This is a genomic window from Pragia fontium (assembly GCF_900638655.1).
Lineage (GTDB): Bacteria > Pseudomonadota > Gammaproteobacteria > Enterobacterales > Enterobacteriaceae > Pragia > Pragia fontium.
In genome coordinates this window covers 3,393,928-3,411,238 of record NZ_LR134531.1, presented here as the reverse complement: position 1 = coordinate 3,411,238, position 17,311 = coordinate 3,393,928, and the positions used below count along the sequence as shown (strand labels likewise).

The following is a 17,311-nucleotide window of genomic DNA, read 5'->3' as shown; positions in this document are numbered from 1 at the left end:
GAGGATAAACAGAGCCCGAATAAGCTAACATCAGGGACGAAATCTGGAATTAATATTAACAGGTTGTTGGCTTTCTGCGAAATCGTACGCAGATCCTGTTAAACTTGGCGTAATTTTTCTGATGATAGCAGAGCCTTAGACCATGAATATAGTCACTCAAGTTGCGGAACAACGTAAAATGTTAGAGCAGGCAGTCGCTCAGGCGCTGGATCTTGCTAAAGCGGCTTCTGATGCTGCCGAAGTGGCCATTACCAAATCTACCGGTATTGGTGTTTCTACCCGTTTTGGTGAAGTGGAGAATGTAGAGTTTAACAGCGACGGCGCTTTAGGGATTACGGTTTATCACCAGCAGCGCAAAGGTAATGCATCATCAACCGACTTAAGCCCGGATGCGATTGCCCGTACGGTTCAGGCTGCGCTGGATATTGCTCGTTATACTTCTCCCGATCCTTTTGCCGGCTTGGGCGAACGCGAGTTAATGGCGTTTGATGCGCCGGATTTGGATCTGTTCTACCCTACAGAATTAGATGCGGATAAGTTTATTCAGCAGGCGGCTATCGCTGAACGCGTGGCCATGCAGGCAGACTCACGTATTACCAATAGTGAAGGTGGTAGCTATAACAGCCACTATGGCATCAAAGTCTACGGTAATAGCTACGGTATGCTGCAAAGCTACTGTTCAAGCCGTCACTCGATGTCATGTTGTGTGATTGCCGAGCATAACGGTGATATGGAGCGAGATTATGCGTATACCATCGCTCGTGATGTGGCGGATTTAAAAAGTGCTGAGTGGGTAGGACAAGAGTGTGCTCGTCGTACTTTATCGCGCCTTAATCCACGTAAGCTACAAACCATGCAAGCGCCGGTTATGTTTGCAGCAGAAGTGGCAACTGGGCTATTTGGTCACTTAGTTTCTGCTATTAGCGGCGGCAGTATTTATCGCAAGTCATCATTTCTGTTAGACCATCTCGGAAAACAGATTCTGCCAGACTGGCTGACTATTAGTGAACATCCTCATTTATTAAAAGGGATGGCTTCTACGCCGTTTGACAGCGAAGGTATTCGTACCCAAGAGCGGGATATCGTGAAAGCGGGTGTACTGGAAACCTTCCTGTTAACCAGCTATTCCGCTCGTAAGCTTAACATGACGAACACCGGTCATGCCGGCGGGATACATAACTGGCGGATTAAAGGGCAGGGTAATGATTTCAACGCCATGCTGAAGCAGATGGGACGCGGTCTGTTGGTTACCGAACTGATGGGACAGGGCGTTAGTACTGTAACTGGCGATTACTCTCGCGGCGCCGCTGGTTTTTGGGTAGAAAATGGCGAGATCCAGTATCCGGTTAGCGAAATTACTATTGCCGGTAACTTAAAAGATATGCTGCGTAGTATTGTGACGGTGGGTGATGATATCGAAACGCGCAGTAATATTCAGTGTGGTTCAGTACTGCTGGAGCAGATGAAAATTGCCGGTGAGTAGTTTTCACAACAGACGTTAACGATCTGAAACCGACTTCCTGAGTGAAGTCGGTTTCCGTTTTAGCCCTGGCGGTAGCTTAACGAAACTCGCCAGCGGCTTCTGGCTGATATATCAGTTCCAGAACCTTAATTTGGGCCACTGTGCCGTTTGGCAGGTGCCAGCTAATTTCCATCCCTACACGCAATCCTAACAAGGCTGCGCCAATAGGCGCCAGAACAGAAAGCTGTTCATTGCTGTCATTTAGGGACTGAGGGAAGACCAGAGTACGGGTCCGTTCTTCCTGATTGCTGAGATCGAGAAACCGCACGCGACTGTTCATGGTGACGACGTCGGCGGGAATTTCTTCAGGCGAGACAATTTCAGCCCGATCGATTTCTGAATTAAGTGCCTGAGCCACCGGAGATGAAGCGAATTCAGGGTGTTCAAGCAGCATATCGATACGCTCTGCATCCAGTTCATTAATGATTATGGCGGGTTTAAGCATACATCACTCCGATAATTTCTTTGATTAGAAAAGCCCTATCTAATTTTTGGGGTTCACATTCCGCAGGTCTCGTTGGTAAAAGCCATATCGTTGTCTGCGGCGTATCTAAAAATACCAAACAAAATAAAACCCCCGCAGATTATATGCGGGGGCTAAGAGCATTTATTTCCTGATATTAATAAAAACTGGCTAAATTAAAGAGATCAAGATCACGCTTTGTTGCTTCCGGTTTTTATATAACATCTTATTTTTTGGCTGTTATCATATTGATAACGCGTTACGAGAATCATATCAGCAAACTTAGCAGAAGGCCAATTTGTCATCAGTGACTATTCTTCCCGTCGTTCTTACGTTTTTCTAAGGTGCGATGGCGTGACTGCACATTTTTGCCACGGGAGCGGAAATAATCCGCCAACTGTTCTGCCACGTAAACAGAACGGTGTTTACCACCGGTACAACCAATAGCCACGGTTAAGTAACTGCGGTTGTTAGTTTCCAGCATCGGTAACCATTGTTCAAGGTAACTGCGAGTCTGATAAATAAAGTTGTGTACTTCCGTATGGCGATCGAGGAATGAAGCCACCGGTTTGTCCAAACCCGTCATTGGGCGCAGTTTAGGATCCCAGTGTGGGTTAGGAAGAAAACGCACGTCGAAAACGTAGTCGGCATCGATGGGGATACCGTGTTTAAAGCCAAAAGACTCAAATACCATCGTCAGTTCACGTTCACGTTTGCCTAACAGACGAGTACGTAGCATTTCAGCCAGTTCATGTACCGACATCTCTGCGGTATCAATGATCAGATCCGCTCTGGAACGGAGTGGCTCAAGCAGGCTATCTTCTTCATCGATGGCACTTTCCAGAGAAAGATTCTTATTGGATAACGGGTGCAGACGACGGGTATCGCTGTAACGTCTGATTAACGTATTGCGATCGGCATCGAGAAACAGTAGCTGCGGAGAGAAATCACCCGGTAAATTATTGAGAACTTCTTCCAGAATTTCCGGTGTTTCAGGCAAATTGCGTACGTCGATACTTACTGCTGCAGAAGTACCACGTTCAGCCAGCGTTTCCGCCAATTGTGGTAACAAAACAACCGGTAAATTGTCGACACAGTAAAAACCCATATCTTCCAGCGCACGAAGCGCAACGGACTTACCTGAGCCTGAACGGCCGCTGACAATCATCAGCACCATGTTGCTATTCCTCTTTCGTCATCGCGGTACGATTATTAATTATTACCGTTAGTATCTTGATACAACACATTATGTGTTGTTCTGTTCATACGCACTTTACGCAATAAACGTTATCATGAACTCTGTTTTTTAAACAGATTGATTTTCAGGCATTGAATTATCATTGTCTGAGGTTTCTTTCGTAAAGAGCTGATAAACTTCTTCATCCGTTTTTGCCATACGTAGCTGGCGGCACAGCGTTTTATCGGCCAATCGCTGGGCAATGGCTGATAGAGTTTCCAGATAAGATTGGCACCCTTCAGCGGGGACTAAAAGAGCAAATAAAATATCAACGGGTTGATTATCCACTGCATCAAAACTAATCGGTGCGTCTAATGTGATAAACACGCCGATAGCACGAGTGGTGTCTTCTTCCAGTTTTCCATGTGGAATAGCAATACCAGCACCAATACCGGTACTGCCCATACGCTCGCGACTGAGGATCGCCTCAAAGACTACGCTAGTAGGAATATTGAGCTGGCTGGCGGCCAATTCACTCACGATTTCCAAAGCACGTTTTTTGCTGGTGCAGTGAACGGCGCTGCGTGTACTGTCCAGTTTCAGAATAGAGCGTAATTGCATGGTAGATAGCGTGTTCATTATTGTAGGAACCATAGAGTCAGATCAATTGTTTACGTTGATTTGACGGGGGAATAGATAATGACTCCCTGTACTTTGCTACCGTCCGTCTGGCAACAATAATCCCTTGCTCGGTCAACATATCTGCGATTTTACTATCGCTAAGCGGTTTACCGGGATTTTCAGTTGAAATCAGTTTTTTAACCAACGCACGAATCGCGGTAGAAGAAGCTTCTCCGCCGCTGTCCGTATTTACGTGACTAGAAAAGAAGTATTTTAACTCAAATATGCCTCTTGGGCTATGTAAGTACTTCTGAGTTGTCACGCGCGAGATGGTTGATTCATGCATATCAACGGCTTGAGCAATATCGGCCAATACCATTGGCTTCATATGTTCAGCGCCATATTCAAAGAATTCTTCCTGTCGCTCCACGATACATTCTGTCACTCTAAGTAGCGTGTCGTTACGACTTTCCAGACTTTTTATCAGCCATTTGGCATCTTGTAGATTAGTGCGAATATATTGATTATCGCTGGCATTATCACCGTTCGCCATTGAGGCGTAATGCTGATTAATCTTTAATCGGGGCATGCTTTCAGTATTGAGCTCAACGCTCCACTTACACTGAATTTTACGTACCAGAACATCTGGAATAACGTATTCTGATTCGCTGGCGTGGATCGATTGGCCCGGTCGTGGATCGAGCTGCTGAATTAACTGCATAGCTTCTTTCAGCGACTCTTCATTTAAACGGCCGAGCTTCATCAGCGTGCGAAAGTCATGGCTGGCCAACAGTGTCAGATGTTGATCGACAATTTGCCGCGCTTCAGATAAATAGGGAGTTTTCGCATCAAGCTGAGAAAGCTGAACTAACAGGCACTCGCGTAGATCGCGAGCGGCGATGCCAATGGGATCGAAACGCTGAATACGTTTGAGAACCGCTTCAATTTCATCCATCTCGATATCATCAAGCCCCAGGCTCTCTAAGATATCTTCCAGCGGAACAGTCAGATAACCCGTAGGGTCTACCGCATCAATAATGGCGGTGGCGATGGCTTTATCCACGTCAGAGAACGGAGTGAGATCCATTTGCCACGTGAGATGATCCTGCAATGTCAGTACGGTTTCGCCCTGAAATACCGGCAGTTCATCACCACCATAGTCGTTATGGGTACCGGAAGGCGTTCCTGCGGTATAGACTTCATCCCACGAGGCATCAAGGGGTAAATCCTCAGGAATATCGGACTGCTGTAAGGCTTCGCTGGTATCGAGTTGCTCGCGGTCTACATCTTGAGGCGAGTCGATTTCATCATGGTTATCGTCCTGTTCCAGCAAGGGGTTACTTTCCAGCGCAATTTGAATTTCCTGCTGGAGTTCAAGCGTCGACAGTTGCAGCAAACGGATCGCCTGCTGTAACTGGGGAGTCATTGTTAACTGCTGACTTAGCTTGAGCTGTAAACCTTGCTTCATAGTGACATATTACACTTCTTGTCCTTTATTCCGACCGTGAGTGGATATCTCGATGACTAAAGCCGGAACTCATTACCTAAGTAAACCCGTTTAACATGCTCATCTTCCAGAATGGAGGATGGCGTTCCGTGAGCGATGAGGTGACCCTGACTCACAATATAAGCGCGTTCACATACGTCTAACGTTTCGCGCACGTTATGGTCGGTAATTAATACGCCAAGTCCGCTATCCCGTAGATGTTCAATGATTTTTTTAATATCAATGACCGAGATGGGGTCAACCCCGGCAAAAGGTTCATCCAGCAGGATAAATTTGGGGTTGGCGGCCAGCGCACGGGCGATCTCTACTCGACGGCGTTCACCACCAGAGAGGGATTGCCCCAGGCTTTTACGTAAGTGCTCAATGTGGAACTCTTCCAGCAGCTCGTTAGCGCGATCTTCTCGCTGTTCGCTGGAGAGGTCGTTGCGAATTTGCAGCACGGCCATCAGATTGTCATACACACTCAGGCGACGGAAGATCGAGGCTTCCTGTGGTAAATAACCGATACCCCGACGGGCACGAGCATGCAGAGGGAGCAGGCTAATATCTTCACCATCGATGAAAATTGAACCAGCATCACGCTGAACGATACCGACCACCATATAAAAGGTAGTGGTTTTACCTGCACCGTTAGGACCGAGTAAACCAACGATTTCTCCGGAGTTTACGGTCAGGCTGACATCTTCTACAACCCGGCGACCTTTGTAGGCTTTGGCCAAATTCTCTGCTGTTAATGTTGCCATGCGCTGTTGTTTACTCTTGTTATCTGATTGCTGTTAAAAATAATTAGTCTTTCTTCTGGAGCTGAGATGGTACCAATACGGTAGTGACGCGTTTTCCTTTATTACTAAACGCTTCCATCTTTTGATCCTTCACTTTGTAAGTAATTCTGTCGCCCTTAACGTTGCTATCCAATTGTTCCAGATAGGCATTACCGGTTAAGTCAACAAAGTCATTGGCGAGCTCGTAACGAAGTTTAGCGCCATGCCCTTTGACTGGCTTACCGCTGTCTTGCATTTGGTAAAAGGTGACTGGATTACCAAAGGCTTCCACCACTTCTTTACCTTTATCGCCTTCAGAGCGAGTGACGACCACTTTATCCGCACGGATATCAATGGAGCCCTGTTTAACAACAACCTCACCGGTGAAAGTGACGATATTCCCGTTCATATCCAGCGATTGCTGGGCTGAAGTAATATTAATGGGTTGATTGGTATCATCTTTTAATGCAAAAGCAGAGGCGCTGGAAACCAGAAGAACGCCGGCTATCACAGTATTAACGATGCCTTTACGGTTATGGATTAGTGGCATGACCGGCTCTTGGTTGAACTTCATAATAGGTTTTTACCTTTTCAATCAGCTTCGCTGTTTTATTGCGCAGGTTACCACGCATTTTCATTCCTTCGGAGGTAAAATTTGCTCCGTACAGAGTCACGTTGTCATCAGAGCTGATATCCTGCGTAATCAGGTTAACTTCAGCACTGTTAGTTTTTATTCTTTCCAGCTGCGATGTGGTTGTCAGACTGTTGACCTCCACATTGTCATAAAGATAGAGCATTCTTTCTTTTGTCAGCTTAGCGCGATCTGAGCGCACCGACCAGGTAGCGACATGGTCTTTATCGTACATAATCATTACGGGTTTGGTGAACCAGGTATCTTCTGGTGCCGCATAGTATTTTACATCCTCAGCGGTCAGTTTATAGCTGAGCTGACCTTCTGGATTGTACACTATAGTGACCATTTGTTGGGTCTGGTAAGTTGGCTCTTTATCATCTGGCGGAATAGTTATTTTTTTTCCTTTAAAATCAGTCAGATTCCAACCAATCAATCCCAAGGCAATTAACGTCAAAATAATCGTCAGGCTCAGCTTTGCTTTACTCATATTGATAACCCTTGCGCACCGTCGAGTTTATCCTGTGCCTGTAAAATTAAGTCGCATAACTCACGAACCGCACCACGCCCACCGGCAATATGAGTCACATAGTGGGCTTTCGGTATGAGCAATGGATGGGCATCGGCCACCGCCACGGCTAAACCCACTTTTTGCATCACTGGCCAGTCAATAAGATCGTCCCCAATGTAGGCGATCTGCTCCGGTGTCAGCGCTAATTCACGGAGTATTTTGCTGAATGCAATCAGTTTATCAGACTGTCCCTGATAAAGGTGGGTTATTCCTAATGTTTTCGCCCGGTTTTCGACTAATTTAGCGCTTCGTCCGGTAATAATAGCCACATCAATACCGGAGGTGATCAGGCAGCGAATGCCGTAGCCATCACGCACATTAAACGCTTTTAACTCTTCGCCCTGATTGCCCATATAAATCAGGCCGTCAGACATTACACCGTCAACGTCACAAATCAGCAGTCGAATGTTAGCGGCACGCTGAAAAACATCTTTGCTTACAGCGCCATAGCACGTGTTAATCATATTTATACTCTTTTGAAACGCTTCACTAAAATAATGGAATCCGCTATTTTGCCTTAAACTACGCCAGCACGCAGCATGTCATGCATATGAACAACGCCTTCCAGTCGGTCACCCTCGGCAACCATAACTGCGGTAATGTGGCGTGATTGCATCAGGTTTAGGGCTTCCACCGCTAACATATTGGGGCTAACGCGAATGCCGCCTTTGGTCATCAGGTCGGCAATTTTAGCATGGCTGATATCGACACCCTGATCGAACACACGGCGTAAATCACCATCGGTAAATATACCCTGAATAATCATGTCATCATTGCAGATTATGGTCAGACCCAGATTTTTTCGGGTAATTTCTACCAGCGCTTCACGCAAAGACGCCTCTTTTGTTACTCGAGGAATTTCATCGCCCGTATGCATAATATCACTAACGCGTAACAGCAGTTTACGGCCGAGCGCTCCCCCCGGATGGGACAGGGCAAAATCATCAGCAGTAAACCCTTTGGCTTTCAACAGGGCGACGGCTAAAGCATCTCCCATCACCAGAGTGGCGGTTGTGCTGGTAGTTGGGGCAAGGCCCAAAGGACATGCTTCCTGAGGAACGTTGATGCATAAGTGAACGTTCGCCGCTTTAGCCATTGAACTGTTCGGATTACCGGTTATACAGATGAGGGGTATTTGTAGGCGTTTAATCACTGGAATTAACGCCATCACTTCACTGGACTCTCCAGAATACGAAATAGCAATGACGATATCGTCAGCGGTAATCATCCCCAGATCGCCATGGCTGGCTTCACCCGGATGCACAAAGAAAGAGGGCGTACCGGTACTGGCGAATGAAGCGGCTATCTTGCAGCCAATATGCCCTGATTTACCCATGCCCATCACTACAACTTTGCCTTTGCAGTCAAATATCATGTTACAAGCGCGTTCGAAGTCTTGATTAATATATTGATAGAGTTGTTCAAGACCGGCTCTTTCGATATCAAGAACCTGTTTACCTGCTTGCTGAAAATCAAAATTGGACATTACTCAGTCTCACTGTATTCAATAAACTATCCCACAGCGTCTATCTGATAAGCGCTGCGGATACTAAGCGTACACAGAATACATCAGTACACTAATATAAAAGATAAAACCGGCCAGTCATCCAATACCCGATCGTTGCATTAATTGGCCGCGGCGATAATATTTTCCAGCATGATGTCATTTTCATGCTTATACATATCGGTGATTGGCGCTGCTAGCACCGGTAAGCTAGTACCCATAGCGACAATTGTGAGGCTTATTATCAATTCACTCAAGCCTAAATAACGCGCCACCACCGTAGCGTTATCCATCCTCATTCTGGCGGTATGGGTAACGGGAGCAGTCCGATGATTATCCATAAAAAAGCCACGGTCTGGCTTATCTCTTTGGGCGTTTTCAAGGTAAGTTTACCGACTGAATTATCGCAATGTATCCTAATATAAGCAAAACGTTAATGATGTTTGAGCCCAACTCATTGCCGATAATCATCTCCGTTTTGCCGCTGATGCGGGGAGTAATGGAAAATGCCTGCTCAGATAGTGAACTACTCTGGCCGATTGTTATCATACCAAGAGTAAAACGGGGCGCGTTGAAGGAATTGGTGTTGGCGATAGCACCAAAAACTTAACAATCGGCTGCGTAAAATAGCAACATAACGCCGACAGACAGGAACATCAGAGCAATTAGCATGTGTAATCCTGTGTAATATTTAGCGGTAATTTTATACTTTTGTTGCATCAGTTTAGTTGGATGGTGAGAGCATGCTGCTAAAATAGATGGATGTTGTTTTGGTGCGATGGTTACTGCATTATCGCAAGAATATTTCAGCCAACGATAGATAATCTTGGTAAGATTACGGGCGAATTCTGATTCGCGTTGGATGAAAAGCAACACCGCGGCGTTAACACCACCTTGAGATATCAGGGAATAAAGTGAAGTGTTGAGCCAGAGTATATTAATACTTATTATGGATAGAATGAGTATTCATCCTGACAGTTTAAGGACATTATGAGCAAATCGGCAGTGAATTTGGTAGAAGTTCGGGATATGTCGTTTTCCCGTGACGGTCGGCCAATCTTTCAGGATATTAATCTGACGGTTCCTCGCGGCAAAGTGACTGCGATTATGGGGCCTTCAGGGATTGGTAAAACCACATTATTGCGGCTAATCGGCGGTCAATTGACGCCGGATAGCGGCGATATCATGTTCGACGGGGATAACATTCCGAAGCTTTCTCGTCGTAACCTCTATGAAGTTCGTAAAAAAATGAGCATGCTGTTTCAGTCTGGTGCTCTGTTTACGGATTTAACCGTGTTCGAAAACGTAGCCTACCCTCTGAGGGAGCATACCCGGTTACCCGAAACGCTATTGCGTAGCACCGTTCTGATGAAGTTGGAAGCGGTAGGGCTGCGCGGCGCGGCGGAGCTTATGCCTGCGCAATTGTCTGGTGGTATGGCTCGTCGTGCGGCATTAGCCCGCGCGATTGCGTTGGAACCGGAATTGATCATGTTTGATGAGCCTTTCGTTGGGCAGGATCCGATCACCATGGGCGTTTTGGTTAAGCTGATTGATGAGCTAAACCACGCGTTAGGTATCACCTGCATTGTTGTTTCACACGATGTGCCGGAAGTGTTAAGCATTGCTGATTACGCTTACATAGTGGCGGAACATCGGGTTATTGCTCAAGGAACGCCTGACGAACTACGTGCCAACCCCGATCCCCGAGCCAGACAGTTTCTGGACGGTGTGGCGGATGGCCCGGTTCCTTTCCGTTTTCCTGCTGGTGATTATAAAACGGAGTTACTAAGCTAATGCTGTTACAGACATTGGCGTCTATTGGGCGCCGTGGTATTCAATTTTCCATCTCATTTGGCCGTTCGGGCATGATGTTATATGGGGCTTTGGTTGGCAAACCGGAGTTTCGTAAACAGTGGCCGCTGCTGCTGAAGCAACTGTATGTAGTTGGCGTGCAATCTTTACTGATTATTATGGTTTCCGGACTGTTTATCGGTATGGTTTTAGGATTGCAGGGCTATCTTATTCTGACAACTTACAGTGCTGAGGCCAGCCTTGGCATGATGGTGGCGTTGTCATTATTACGTGAGCTGGGGCCGGTGGTGACCGCCTTACTGTTTGCCGGTCGAGCAGGATCTGCCCTGACGGCGGAAATTGGCTTGATGAAGGCCACTGAACAGTTATCCAGTCTGGAAATGATGGCTATCGATCCGCTGCGTCGGGTGATTACACCACGCTTCTGGGCTGGTTTTATCAGTATGCCGTTGTTAACCGCTATTTTCGTTGCCGTTGGTATTATGGGCGGAGCGATGGTTGGCGTTGACTGGAAAGGGATTGACGATGGCTTCTTCTGGGCAGCCATGCAGGACTCTGTCAGTTGGCATACCGATCTGCTGAATTGTTTAATTAAAAGTATTGTATTTGCAATCACGGTGACCTGGATTGCGCTTTATAATGGCTATGACTGTATTCCGACATCGGAAGGGATTAGTCAGGCGACTACTCGTACTGTTGTACATGCTTCTCTTGCCGTATTAGGCGTAGATTTTGTACTGACCGCAATGATGTTTGGGAATTAAATCGATGCAAAGTAAAAAAACGGAAATTTGGGTCGGCGTGTTCATGCTAATTGGGCTGTGTTCACTGCTATTTTTGTGTTTAAAAGTTGCAGATGTCAAATCGTTAGGTAATGAACCGACTTATCGGTTATATGCCTCATTTGATAATATCGGCGGCTTAAAAGCGCGCTCGCCTGTTAGGGTGGGGGGCGTATTAGTGGGTCGGGTTGCAGATATCACGCTTGATGATAAAACCTATTTCCCAACCGTAGCTATTGATATGCAGCAACGCTACAACCACATTCCAGATACCAGTTCTTTATCTATCCGTACTTCAGGCTTGTTGGGCGAGCAGTTTTTGGCGCTGAATATTGGCTTTGAAGATGAAGAGATGGGTACCAAGCTCCTGAAAGAGGGCGATACCATTAAAGATACTAAATCTGCCATGGTGTTAGAGGATCTTATCGGCCAGTTCTTATATAAGAGTGGTGGCGATGATAAACCTGCAGATACTGCTCCAGCAGCACATTAATAAGGATAAGAGGAATCGATATGTTTAAACGTTTAATGATGGCTGCACTGTTAGTTATTGCGCCTTTCGCAGTCAATGCAGCTGATGCAACCAATCCTTACCAGCAAATGAAAGAAGCTGCGGATAAGGTATTTACTCGTCTGAAGAATGAACAGCCGAAAATTAAGCAGAATCCTGACTATTTGCGGACTATCGTAAAGCAGGAACTTATTCCTTATGTTCAGGTTAAATATGCCGGAGCACTGGTTCTTGGCCGCTATTATCGTGATTCGACACCTGCTCAGCGTGATGCCTATATGCCTGCTTTTGAAGCTTATCTGGAGCAAGCCTATGGTCAGGCATTAGCCATGTATAATGGTCAGTCTTATCAAATCTCCCCGGAGCAACCGCTGGATGGTAAAGATAATATCTCCATCCGTATTACCATTAACGACACCAACGGTCGTCCACCTATTCGTTTGGATTTCCAATGGCGTAAAAACAGTAAAACGGGTGAATGGCAGGCTTATGACATGATTGCCGAAGGGATCAGCATGATTACCACTAAACAAAATGAGTGGGCTGAAACTTTGCGTCGTGACGGTGTAGACGGTTTAATCAAACAGCTGCGTAGCGCTGCGAACCAACACATTACGCTGGATGATGACAAATAATGCAGAACACGCTGAACTGGCAGGCTGAAAATGGTGAATTAACGTTGAGCGGTGATTTGGATCGCGAAACGTTATTGCCGTTCTGGAACGCACGACAGCAAATTTTAACTTCTGATATTCATACCATTAACGTGGCTCAACTGGTGCGGGTGGATTCTGCCGGATTGGCCATGTTAGTGCATATTCTGGATGAAGTTTCCCAGCGACCTCAGCAGTTTAAGCTGGCCGGGGTGACTGAGAAGCTACAGACGTTAACGGCATTATATAATCTGCAACAAATAATTCAGCCTTATCTCGTGAGTACACCTGATGTGGTGTGATAATATTGTCCGCAGACTGATGTAAGATAAGTCGCGGAGATAGGGATTAACTCTATCTCCGCGATGTTTTATTCTATATTTAATAATCGTATTGGCATAATAAGGGGAGGTATTCAGGCCCTGTGCTAAAACGTTAGCCTCCGACTGCTTCTCCTTTCCGTAGAAGTAGAGAATTTCTGACCAACATAGTGAAGACCATGGATATTAATGAAATTAAACAAGTTTTAATGAATGCATTAAACCTGCAGGATGTTCTCGTCACCGGAGACGGTAGCCATTTTCAGGTAATCGCTATTGGTGAGATGTTTGCTGGCATGAGCCGGGTTAAGCAACAGCAGGCGGTCTATGCGCCTCTAATGGAATATATTTCTGATAACCGTATTCATGCGCTTTCCATTAAGGCCTATACCCCGGCTGAGTGGGAACGCGATCGTAAGTTAAGCGGTCTTTAATCCGCTGTTCTATTCTGTGGCCGGTCAGAAAAATACCGATAAAAATAGAATAACTGAGCCGGCGATAATTATTTACTGATTGTTTTAAAGAGAGATTGGTTATGGACAAGTTTCGAGTACAAGGCCCAACCCGACTGAGTGGTGAAGTGACGATTTCCGGGGCTAAGAATGCGGCGCTACCTATTTTGTTTGCTGCGTTACTGGCGGAAGAGCCGGTTGAATTGCAGAACGTGCCTAAACTGAAAGATATTGATACCACGATTAAGTTGCTGAGTCAGCTGGGCGTTAAAATTGAGCGTAATGGCGCTATTTTTGTTGATGCCAGTCATGTAACTGAGCTGTGCGCGCCTTACGATTTGGTGAAAACCATGCGTGCTTCTATCTGGGCTTTAGGGCCGCTGGTTGCTCGCTTTGGTCGAGGTCAGGTTTCATTACCGGGTGGATGTGCTATCGGCGCTCGCCCTGTTGACCTGCATATTACTGGCCTGGAGCAGCTAGGTGCAGAAATTAAGCTGGAAGAAGGCTACGTTAAAGCGTCGGTTGATGGTCGTTTGAAAGGTGCCCATATCGTTATGGATAAAGTCAGCGTTGGTGCAACGGTGACTATCATGAGTGCAGCTACCTTGGCGGAAGGTACCACCACCATTGAAAATGCCGCTCGTGAACCAGAGATCGTCGATACCGCTGAGTTTCTGAATACCTTAGGTGCGAAAATTAGTGGCGCAGGTACCGACTGTATTACCATTGAAGGCGTTGAGCGTCTGGGTGGTGGTGTTTATCGCGTACTGCCGGATCGTATTGAAACCGGGACTTTCTTGGTTGCCGCAGCAGTTTCTGGCGGTAAAGTTATCTGTCGCAATACTTGCCCGGATATGTTGGATGCGGTATTAGCCAAACTGCGTGAAGCTGGTGCAGAAATTGAAACCGGTAGCGACTGGATCAGTCTGGATATGCAAGGCAGACGTCCACGTAGCGTTAATATTAGAACGGCACCGCATCCGGGTTTCCCTACTGATATGCAGGCTCAGTTCTCACTGCTTAACCTGGTGGCGGAAGGAACTGGCGTGATTACCGAAACCATTTTTGAAAATCGGTTTATGCATATTCCTGAGTTAATCCGTATGGGAGCCCATGCTGAGATTGAAGGGAATACCGTTATTTGCCATAGCGTAGATAAGTTATCTGCGGCTCAGGTTATGGCAACCGACCTGCGCGCATCAGCCAGTTTAGTGCTGGCGGGATGTATTGCTGAAGGCGTGACTATGGTTGATCGTATTTATCATATCGATCGTGGCTATGAGCGTATTGAAGAAAAACTGAACGCGTTGGGTGCAAATATCCAGCGGGTTAAAGAAGAGTAATCACTGTCGGTTATACCAACGTTGATGACTCAAACAAGGGGCCAGAAAAGCGATTTTCTGGCCCCTTGCTTATATGGGTTAGTCTGATTACTGAAATAGATATGATCAGTCTTGCTGGGTCGGATATTCGGTAATCTTTAAGGTGAAAGTGAGCTTTTGGCCCTGTCGCAGTACAACTACCGGAATATTGGTGCCGGGGCGAATTTCAGCTACCTGATCCATTACTTCCCGCGCTGAAGTTGCCGGTTGATTATTGACGCTTAACAGAATATCACCTACCACCAAACCAGCCTGTTCTGCTGGTCCACCAGCGCTGACCGAGCGGACTAATATGCCCTGCAAACGATCGAATGGACTGCCCTGATTTTGCGTTTGGCTGAATTCTCGCCCTTCAATACCGATATAACCACGAATAACTCGACCATCGCGGATAAGCTTACCCATTATCTTGGTGGCCAGTTCAAGGGGAATGGCAAAGCCAATGCCTTCCGGCGGATCGCCATCGGTGCGTTTATCCAGCAATGATAAGGTGTTGGTATTGATGCCCACCAACTCTCCAAGCGTGTTTATCAGTGCACCACCGGAGTTACCCCGGTTAATGGAGGCATCCGTTTGCAACAGATTTTGCCGTCCGGAAGGGCTTAGACTGGTACGCCCAGTGGCACTAATAATTCCCTGTGTAACGGTTTGCCCGAGGTTGTAAGGATTACCAATCGCTAATACCACATCACCAACGTGGGGAGTGCGTTTAACGTTCATGGGGATCACGGGGAGGTTGCCTTCCTGAATTTTCAGCACCGCCAGATCGGTCATGGTATCTGAACCGACCAGCAAGGCTTCATAAACCTGACCGTTTTGTAGGGTAATGATGATCTGATCCGCGTTCACAATAACGTGTCGGTTGGTCAGGATATACCCTTTTTTATCCATGATAACGCCAGAACCAAGCGTATTGATCCCCAGCGTATTCTGACTGGAAGAACTTAAGGCACTGCGGTTATAAACGTTAACCACTGCCGGAGCAGCACGCCTGACGGCACTGTTGTAGCTTGCTGGAGATTCACTCAGCGGTAGGCTGAGGGAATTGTCAGATAGCCCCGATGCGTCACGCAGTGACGGGAATATCATCAGTAAAGCGGCGGCAATAATTAAGCCTACAATTATTGGACGTAACAGTTTGGCAAGCATGCATATGTTCAAGAAAAGAAAAGGTAAGTAAGGATATCATGAGTTGAACGGATACGGCATAGTGCCGTATCCATTTTTGCAATTGTGATTAACGCAGGATTAAATAGATATTGTCTTCACCACGTAAGATATTAAAGGCTAATACGTTTGGTTTACTGTCGAGAATTTTACGCAGTTCGCCAATATTGGTGGTTCGGTCGCTATTGATGCCGATGATAACGTCACCGGCCTTTAATCCACCTTGTGCGGCTGGAGAACCTTTAGCAACATCTTTGATTACCACACCTTTGGTACCTTTAACCTCACCATTATTCAAGGTTGCTCCCTGCAGCGCAGGTAACAGAGATTCAGCATTAGTTGAGGATTGATCGCTGTTTTGTAGTTCAACCGAGACTTCTAACGGTTTACCTTCACGCAGCAGACCCATTTTCACTTTTTTACCTGCACCGGCAGTAGCAACTTTGGCGCGTAACTCAGCAAAACTACTAATTGCTTTACCATCCAGCGAGACGATAACGTCACCAGACTTGATACCGGCCAGTGCCGCAGCTGATTTTGGTATCACTTCACTGACAAAAGCACCGCGCTGAGCGTCAACTTTAAAGGCTTTAGCCATTTCGGCGGTCATTTCACTGCCTTTAATGCCCAACATACCGCGTTTTACTTCGCCATATTTAATGAGCTGTTCAGTCAGGCTTTGTACCATATTACTTGGAATGGCGAAGCCAATACCGACGTTACCGCCGCTTGGTGCCAGAATCGCCGTATTGATACCGATTAGCTCACCGTTAAGGTTAACCAATGCGCCACCTGAGTTACCGCGGTTGATTGAGGCATCCGTTTGAATAAAGTTTTCCAGACCTTCCAGATTGAGGCCGCTACGACCCAAGGCAGAAACAATACCGGAGGTTGCTGTTTGACCTAATCCGAAAGGGTTGCCCACGGCAACAGCGAAATCACCAACGCGTAAGGCATCGGAGTCAGCGACTTTAATGGATGTGAGATCTTTCGCTTTGGCGTCAACTAACTGCAACAAGGCGATATCTGACTGTTCGTCACGGCCGATCAGTTTGGCCTGATATTCTTTACCATTGTTTAACTGGACACGAATTTTATCGGCATTGTTGATGACGTGGTTGTTAGTGACCACATAGCCTTTATCAACATTAATAATTACGCCTGAACCGAGTCCTTCAAAAGGGCGAGTGCTTTGTTGCTCTGACGGCATATTCGGGCCGAAGAAGAATTTAAATTCCTCTGGGATCCGCTGACGCTGAACCTGAGTTCCTTCAACATACACGCTAACCACGGCAGGAAGGACTTTGTCTAACATCGGCGCCAGACTAGGAATTTGCTCCCCAGCAACAGAAGCGGGGAGAGCTGCATTGGCAGCCGGTACTGAGGAAAACGTTAATCCTAAACTAACGGTCAATGCACTTAATAATAAAGTTGTTTTTTTCATGGATGATCTACTCTCAATACCAACGGGTTAC

At 46.5% G+C, this 17,311-nt stretch carries 21 protein-coding genes; 8 read left to right on the top strand and 13 right to left on the bottom strand.

The features are described 5' to 3' along the window. The first annotated feature begins 142 nt into the window (after positions 1-142). The gene (gene pmbA, locus EL341_RS14750; protein ID WP_074821600.1) at positions 143-1,483 is read left to right on the top strand and encodes a metalloprotease PmbA; all 1,341 of its coding nucleotides are present in this window, start codon (positions 143-145) and stop codon (positions 1,481-1,483) included. A 76-nt stretch (positions 1,484-1,559) separates the two neighbouring features. Here pmbA and rnk read toward each other — a convergent pair whose 3' ends face one another. The 11 genes from rnk to EL341_RS17825 form a co-directional block, all read right to left on the bottom strand. Further along, the gene (gene rnk / locus EL341_RS14745; RefSeq protein ID WP_047782008.1) at positions 1,560-1,967 is read right to left on the bottom strand and encodes a nucleoside diphosphate kinase regulator; all 408 of its coding nucleotides are present in this window, start codon (positions 1,965-1,967) and stop codon (positions 1,560-1,562) included. A gap of 322 nt (positions 1,968-2,289) precedes the next feature. After that, positions 2,290-3,162: an RNase adapter RapZ gene (gene rapZ, locus EL341_RS14740; RefSeq protein WP_047782007.1), complete on the bottom strand. Its 873-nt coding sequence runs from the start codon at positions 3,160-3,162 to the stop codon at positions 2,290-2,292. A gap of 129 nt (positions 3,163-3,291) precedes the next feature. Next, the gene (gene ptsN, locus EL341_RS14735; RefSeq protein WP_074821601.1) at positions 3,292-3,801 is read right to left on the bottom strand and encodes a PTS IIA-like nitrogen regulatory protein PtsN; all 510 of its coding nucleotides are present in this window, start codon (positions 3,799-3,801) and stop codon (positions 3,292-3,294) included. A gap of 19 nt (positions 3,802-3,820) precedes the next feature. Further along, entirely contained in the window at positions 3,821-5,251 is a 1,431-nt protein-coding gene (gene rpoN, locus EL341_RS14730) for an RNA polymerase factor sigma-54 (RefSeq protein WP_074821603.1), read from the bottom strand. Between the two features lie 56 nt (positions 5,252-5,307). Further along, complete coding sequence (gene lptB, locus EL341_RS14725; protein ID WP_047782005.1) at positions 5,308-6,033, bottom strand: LPS export ABC transporter ATP-binding protein; 726 nt, start codon at positions 6,031-6,033, stop codon at positions 5,308-5,310. Between the two features lie 43 nt (positions 6,034-6,076). Beyond that, on the bottom strand, positions 6,077-6,601 hold the full coding sequence (gene lptA / locus EL341_RS14720) for a lipopolysaccharide ABC transporter substrate-binding protein LptA (RefSeq protein ID WP_047782004.1): 525 nt from the start codon (positions 6,599-6,601) through the stop codon (positions 6,077-6,079). Continuing rightward, positions 6,585-7,172, bottom strand: a complete 588-nt coding sequence (gene lptC / locus EL341_RS14715) for an LPS export ABC transporter periplasmic protein LptC (RefSeq protein WP_047782003.1) — start codon at positions 7,170-7,172, stop codon at positions 6,585-6,587. Before lptC ends, lptA begins: the two co-directional genes overlap by 17 nt. Further along, positions 7,169-7,717, bottom strand: a complete 549-nt coding sequence (kdsC, locus tag EL341_RS14710) for a 3-deoxy-manno-octulosonate-8-phosphatase KdsC (RefSeq protein ID WP_047782002.1) — start codon at positions 7,715-7,717, stop codon at positions 7,169-7,171. Before kdsC ends, lptC begins: the two co-directional genes overlap by 4 nt. Positions 7,718-7,770: 53 nt before the next feature. Then, the gene (gene kdsD, locus EL341_RS14705; protein ID WP_047782001.1) at positions 7,771-8,739 is read right to left on the bottom strand and encodes an arabinose-5-phosphate isomerase KdsD; all 969 of its coding nucleotides are present in this window, start codon (positions 8,737-8,739) and stop codon (positions 7,771-7,773) included. 140 nt (positions 8,740-8,879) lie between these two features. Continuing rightward, the gene (locus EL341_RS14700; protein ID WP_074821606.1) at positions 8,880-9,098 is read right to left on the bottom strand and encodes a hypothetical protein; all 219 of its coding nucleotides are present in this window, start codon (positions 9,096-9,098) and stop codon (positions 8,880-8,882) included. A 37-nt stretch (positions 9,099-9,135) separates the two neighbouring features. Continuing rightward, positions 9,136-9,306, bottom strand: a complete 171-nt coding sequence (locus EL341_RS17825; protein WP_083399645.1) for a hypothetical protein — start codon at positions 9,304-9,306, stop codon at positions 9,136-9,138. Between the two features lie 441 nt (positions 9,307-9,747). Here EL341_RS17825 and mlaF point away from each other — a divergent pair, with 441 nt between their 5' ends. The 7 genes from mlaF to murA all read left to right on the top strand — a co-directional run bounded on the left by mlaF (position 9,748) and on the right by murA (position 14,630). After that, positions 9,748-10,551 carry a phospholipid ABC transporter ATP-binding protein MlaF gene (gene mlaF, locus EL341_RS14690; RefSeq protein WP_047781998.1) on the top strand — a complete coding sequence of 268 codons (804 nt, stop codon included), beginning with the start codon at positions 9,748-9,750 and terminating at the stop codon, positions 10,549-10,551. Continuing rightward, the gene (mlaE, locus tag EL341_RS14685) at positions 10,551-11,333 is read left to right on the top strand and encodes a lipid asymmetry maintenance ABC transporter permease subunit MlaE (RefSeq protein WP_047781997.1); all 783 of its coding nucleotides are present in this window, start codon (positions 10,551-10,553) and stop codon (positions 11,331-11,333) included. The genes mlaF and mlaE overlap by 1 nt, the downstream gene beginning before the upstream one ends. Positions 11,334-11,337: 4 nt before the next feature. Further along, positions 11,338-11,844: an outer membrane lipid asymmetry maintenance protein MlaD gene (gene mlaD / locus EL341_RS14680; protein WP_074821608.1), complete on the top strand. Its 507-nt coding sequence runs from the start codon at positions 11,338-11,340 to the stop codon at positions 11,842-11,844. Between the two features lie 20 nt (positions 11,845-11,864). Then, positions 11,865-12,497 (top strand): phospholipid-binding protein MlaC, encoded by a 633-nt coding sequence (mlaC, locus tag EL341_RS14675; RefSeq protein ID WP_074821611.1) that lies wholly within the window; start codon positions 11,865-11,867, stop codon positions 12,495-12,497. Further along, complete coding sequence (gene mlaB / locus EL341_RS14670; protein WP_047781994.1) at positions 12,497-12,817, top strand: lipid asymmetry maintenance protein MlaB; 321 nt, start codon at positions 12,497-12,499, stop codon at positions 12,815-12,817. The genes mlaC and mlaB overlap by 1 nt, the downstream gene beginning before the upstream one ends. Before the next feature lie 197 nt (positions 12,818-13,014). After that, on the top strand, positions 13,015-13,269 hold the full coding sequence (gene ibaG / locus EL341_RS14665) for a BolA family iron metabolism protein IbaG (RefSeq protein WP_047781993.1): 255 nt from the start codon (positions 13,015-13,017) through the stop codon (positions 13,267-13,269). A gap of 101 nt (positions 13,270-13,370) precedes the next feature. Further along, a complete protein-coding gene (gene murA / locus EL341_RS14660) occupies positions 13,371-14,630 on the top strand; it encodes a UDP-N-acetylglucosamine 1-carboxyvinyltransferase (protein ID WP_074821613.1) in 1,260 nt (419 codons plus the stop codon). Positions 14,631-14,735: 105 nt separating this feature from the next. Here murA and degS read toward each other — a convergent pair whose 3' ends face one another. Both degS and degQ read right to left on the bottom strand, forming a co-directional pair. Next, positions 14,736-15,818: an outer membrane-stress sensor serine endopeptidase DegS gene (gene degS, locus EL341_RS14655; RefSeq protein ID WP_047781991.1), complete on the bottom strand. Its 1,083-nt coding sequence runs from the start codon at positions 15,816-15,818 to the stop codon at positions 14,736-14,738. 88 nt (positions 15,819-15,906) lie between these two features. Continuing rightward, positions 15,907-17,280 (bottom strand): serine endoprotease DegQ, encoded by a 1,374-nt coding sequence (degQ, locus tag EL341_RS14650; RefSeq protein ID WP_074821616.1) that lies wholly within the window; start codon positions 17,278-17,280, stop codon positions 15,907-15,909. Positions 17,281-17,311: the final 31 nt, after the last annotated feature.